The organism is bacterium (assembly GCA_021372775.1).
GTDB lineage: Bacteria > Acidobacteriota > Polarisedimenticolia > J045 > J045 > JAJFTU01.
On record JAJFTU010000357.1, the window covers coordinates 1 to 4315 of the forward strand.

The window sequence follows — 4315 nt, forward strand, 5'->3', positions numbered from 1 at the left end:
GCGAGAGGGCGTCGGCGGCGGAACGCAGCGCGGCGTCCACCTCGCGGCGGCTGTAACCAAGGACCTCGCGCTTGAAGTGCTGCGATTCGATGTCGAGCGGCGTCAGCGGCATGAAGATCGTCTCCCGAAGGCCGCGCCGGGAGGACGCGGCTAGCGCGAAGATACCCTTCCCCTCGTTCATTTGGTAGCCCGCAGCGCCGCGGCGGCCCGCCCGGATTCGGCCGAAAGGCCCGCGATTGCGCGCCGGCGGCGAAGCCGGCCGCGGACAGTCGGGGCTAGAATGCGCGCCATGCCCACGTCCCCCCGCTTGGTGGTCGGCGGCGCGCGCCGCGCGTTCGGCGCGCGGACGGCTCTCGACGGCGTCGATCTCGCCTTGGCGCCGGGGGAGATCTACGCCCTGCTCGGCCGCAACGGCGCGGGGAAGACGACCCTCGTCCGCGCGATCTCCGGACGCGTCCGCCTCGACGAGGGGCGGATCGCGCTCGACGGACGCGACCCCATCGCCTCGCCGGCCGCGCGGCGCGCGCTCGGCCTCGTCCCGCAGGAGATCGCCCTCTACGGCGACCTGACGATCCGCGAGAACCTCGAGATCCTCGGCGCCCTCGCCGGCCTCGGGCGGCGCGCCGCCCGCGCCGCGGCGGAGGAGGCGCTGCGCTGGACCGGGCTCGAGGACCGCGCGGCGAGCCGCGTCGAGACCCTCTCCGGCGGAATGAAGCGGCGGATCAACATCGCCGCCGGCACGCTCCACGTGCCGTCCACGCTGCTGCTCGACGAGCCGACGGTCGGCGTCGATCCGCAGGCGCGGGAGCGGATCCACGAACTGCTGCGCGACCTCAAGCGGCGCGGGATGACGATCCTGCTCACGACGCACGACCTCGAGCAGGCCGCGGCGCTCGCCGACCGGATCGGCATCCTCGACGAAGGACGGCTCAAGGCCGAGGGCACGCTGGCCGAGCTGATCGCGCGGACCTTCGGCGCGGAGCGGGAACTGCGCCTGACGCTCGCCGCGCCCCCCGACGAGGCGGGGCGCGCCGCGCTCGCCGCGCTCGGCCTCGCGCCGCGCGACGGCGCCGATCCGCGGCGCTGGGCCGGGCCGATCCAGGGCGGGCTCGAGGCGCTGGCGCAGATCGAGCAGACGCTCGCCGCCGCCGGCCTGCACGCCGTCGAGGCGGCGCTGCGCGAGCCGGACCTCTACGGCGTCTTCTTCAAGGTCACCGGCAAGGAGCTCGACGAATGACCGGCGCGGTGCTGCGGGCGATGACGTTGGGAATGCTGCGGGACCGCGGCGCGCTGGCGCTCGCGTTCCTGCTGCCGGTGGCGTTCTTCGTCGTCTTCGCCGCGATCTTCGCCGGCGGCTCGGGGGACGCGCCGCGGCTGGACATCGCCGTCTGCGACCAGGGCGGCGGCGAGGAATCGGGACGGCTGATCCGCGCCCTCGTGCGCGATCCGGCGCTGCAGGCGATCGACCGCAACGGGAAGCGCGTCGCGGCCGACCCGCTGCCGCAGCTCTCGCCGGACGACGTGCGCAAGCTCGTCCGCACGGGGAAGGCCGACGTCGGCCTGATCGTGCGCGGCGGCGCCTCGCCGCTGACGTTCTTCGGCGGCGGGAGCGACGAAGCGCCGCCTCTCACGCTGGTCGAGGACTCGAGCAAGAAGATCGCGGCGCAGATCGTCGTCGGCCTGCTGCAGAAGGCGTACTTCACCGCGCTGCCGGACGTCACCGCGCGCGGCGGCGTGGACGTCTTCGAGAAGCAGGTCGGGGCGCTCACGCCGGAGCAGCGCGCGCGCTGGGACAAGTCGCTCGCCGCGCTGCGCGCCGAGGCGCTGGACAACGAAGAGGGCGGCGAGTCGTCCAACGACCTCGAGGACATGATCGAGGTGGAGCAGGTCGCGGGACGCACCGCGGGGCAGAACCAGGTCGCCTACTACGCCGGCGCCGTGGCGGTGATGTTCCTGCTCTTCTCCTGCGCCCACGGGGCGTCGGTGCTGCTCGAGGAGAAGGACGCGGGGATCCTCGACCGGGTGCTCGCCGGGCCGGCGGGGCTGCGGCCGCTTCTCCTCGGCAAGTTCCTGTTCCTCGTCCTGTCCGGCTTCCTTCAGGTGACGCTGATCTTCCTCGTCGCCTGGGCGATCCGCGGCGTGGACCTGCCGGGACACGTCGTCGGCTACGCGGTCGTGACCCTCGCCGCCGCGGCGGCCGCGACGGGGCTCGCGCTGGCGCTGACGACCGCCTGCCGCACGCGCCGCCAGGCGTCGAGCGTGGCGACGATCGGGATCCTGATCCTCTCCGCGGTCGGCGGGAGCATGGTGCCGCGCTTCTTCATGCCGCAGTACCTGCAGAAGCTCGGCTGGGCGACGCCGAACACCTGGGCGCTCGAGGCCTACACGAACGTCTTCTGGCGCGACCTGCCGCTGACCTCGATCCTGCCCCACGTCGGCGTGCTGCTCGCCGTCGCCGCCGCGGGGCTCCTGATCGCCCGCCGCCTCTCGCGCCGCTGGGAGACGATCTAGCCGAGGCCGAGGCGGGCGCGGACGTCGAGGTAGTCGGACTTCTCGGCGTAGATCCGCTCGTAGTCGGCGCGGGCGCGCCCGGCCTGCCCCAGCGCCTCGCAGCAGCGGCCGCGCTCGTAGCGCAGCGCGAGGAGCAGCTCCGCCGAGCGGCCGGCCGTCTTGCGCAGCCCCTCCGCGGCGACGACGCGCGCGGCGTCGGCGAGGCCGAGCTCGCGCAGCGCGCGGGCGCGGTAGAGCAGCAGCGCCGCCTGCGGCTCGCCGTCGTTGGCGATCCCCTCGCCGAGCGCGGCGACCTCCTCCAGCGCGGCGCGGCCGCCGCGGCCGTGGTCGAGCAGCAACTCGGCGAGCGAGACGCGGGCCACCGGATCGTTGCGGTCGAGGGCCAGCCAGCGCCGCACGGCGAGGATCGCGTCGGCGCTGCGCCCTTGGCGCTGGCGCGCCTCGGCCAGCAGCAGCAGCGCGCCGCGCGGGCTCGGCGCGATCTGCGCGGCGAACTCCTCGGTGATCGGAACCGTCGCGTCGGCGCTCACGCCGTACTTGCCGACGAGCGCGCCGAGTTGGGGCGTCGCGGCGACGGCCGACTCGAGCAGCGTCGCCGCCTCGTCTGGATGGTCGAGCTTGAGCGCCATCAGGCCGCCGAGGAAGGCGGCGTCGGCGAGGTGCGGCGCCTCGCGGAACTCGGCGAGGGCGCCGTCCGGATCGTCGTGGTGGAGCCGCTTCAGCCCCTCGACGAAGGCGCGCTCCTCCGGCGGCGTCGTCAGCTTCTGGAAGAAGCCGAGCGTCAGCTTGCTGTCCACGGCCGGCTGCGCGGCGACCGCCGTGCCGCCGCCGTCCTCGCGCCACGGCGTCGCCGCGCGGGGGGCGGGCGCCGAGGAGGCGGACGGGCCGCCGACGCGCTGCGTGTAGTAGAGGCCGGTGCCCGGCACGCCGACCGAGACGCGCGAGCCGCGCGGGCCGACGGTGTACTTCGCGCCGCGCGGGCCGAGCGAGAGCGACATCCCGGAACCGCTGAAGTTGAGCGAGACCCCCGGCGCGATCCGCAGCCGGCGCATGAATCGGAAACTCATCGCAAGCCCCCCTCCGCCCGACGTGAAAGGCGGAACCGCGCGATCGTCGCGCGCCGCGGCCGCCGCGGCAAGAGGCGCCGCGCGTTAAATGTGACGCCGCGCCGCGGCCTCGCTGACGACGCGCCCGCGCGTCGAATGCGGCGCGGCGCCGCGGCCTCGCCGACGGGGCGCCCGCGCGCTAAATGTGACGACGCGGCGCGGCCTCGCCGACGGGGCGCCGGCGTCAGTCGCGGTCGGAAGGCCATAGGCAGGCGGCGCCGCGCACGCCGCTCTCCGCGCCGTGCCGCGGCGGCAGCAGGCGCGTGTCCACGCGGTCGGAGAAGACGTAGGGCGCCCAGAGGCGCGGCACGTCCACGTAGAGCCGCGCGAGGTGCGAGAGCCCGCCGCCGAGCACGATCACGTCCGGATCGAGCACGTTGATCAGCGCCGCGCAGGCGCGCGCCAGACGGTCGGCGTACCGCTCCAGCGCGCGCTCCGCCCGCGCGTCGCCGGCCGCGGCGCGCGGCACGACCTCCTCCGCCGTCGCCGCGCCCGCGTCGCGCGCCAGCGCCGGCCCGGAGAGGAACGTCTCGAGGCAGCCGGCGCGGCCGCAGTAGCAGGGCGGGCCGGGACGCTCGTCGTCGGCCGGCCAGGGCAGCGGGTTGTGGCCCCACTCGCCGCCGACCGCGTTGCAGCCGACGAGCACGCGCCGCTCGACGACGATCCCGCCGCCGACGCCGGTGCCGAGGATCGCGCCG

At 75.5% G+C, this 4315-nt stretch carries 5 protein-coding genes; 2 read left to right on the plus strand and 3 right to left on the minus strand.

Annotated features, from left to right (window positions below; translation table 11 throughout):
• Positions 1 to 112, minus strand: a 112-nt coding sequence (locus tag LLG88_11775) for a DivIVA domain-containing protein (GenBank protein ID MCE5247579.1), incomplete at its 3' end; no start/stop codon positions are given.
• Between the two features lie 177 nt (positions 113 to 289).
• On the opposite strand from LLG88_11775, the gene LLG88_11780 reads away from it, so the two are divergent.
• Together LLG88_11780 and LLG88_11785 are read left to right on the plus strand one after the other, a co-directional pair.
• Positions 290 to 1237 carry an ABC transporter ATP-binding protein gene (locus LLG88_11780; GenBank protein MCE5247580.1) on the plus strand — a complete coding sequence of 316 codons (948 nt, stop codon included), beginning with the start codon at positions 290 to 292 and terminating at the stop codon, positions 1235 to 1237.
• Positions 1234 to 2511 carry an ABC transporter permease gene (locus LLG88_11785; protein ID MCE5247581.1) on the plus strand — a complete coding sequence of 426 codons (1278 nt, stop codon included), beginning with the start codon at positions 1234 to 1236 and terminating at the stop codon, positions 2509 to 2511. Before LLG88_11780 ends, LLG88_11785 begins: the two co-directional genes overlap by 4 nt.
• Here the strand turns inward: LLG88_11785 and LLG88_11790 are convergent.
• Together LLG88_11790 and LLG88_11795 are read right to left on the minus strand one after the other, a co-directional pair.
• Complete coding sequence (locus LLG88_11790; GenBank protein MCE5247582.1) at positions 2508 to 3578, minus strand: DUF4236 domain-containing protein; 1071 nt, start codon at positions 3576 to 3578, stop codon at positions 2508 to 2510. The genes LLG88_11785 and LLG88_11790 overlap by 4 nt on opposite strands.
• A 223-nt stretch (positions 3579 to 3801) precedes the next feature.
• The coding region (locus LLG88_11795) for an ROK family protein (GenBank protein ID MCE5247583.1) at positions 3802 to 4315 on the minus strand (514 nt) is incomplete at its 5' end.

Coding starts and splice junctions, on each gene's coding strand:
- LLG88_11780 (MCE5247580.1), top strand. CDS start 290: ATGCCCACGTCCCCCCGCTTGGTGGTCGGCGGCGCGCGCCGCGCGTTC.
- LLG88_11785 (MCE5247581.1), top strand. CDS start 1,234: ATGACCGGCGCGGTGCTGCGGGCGATGACGTTGGGAATGCTGCGGGAC.
- LLG88_11790 (MCE5247582.1), bottom strand. CDS start 3,578: ATGAGTTTCCGATTCATGCGCCGGCTGCGGATCGCGCCGGGGGTCTCG.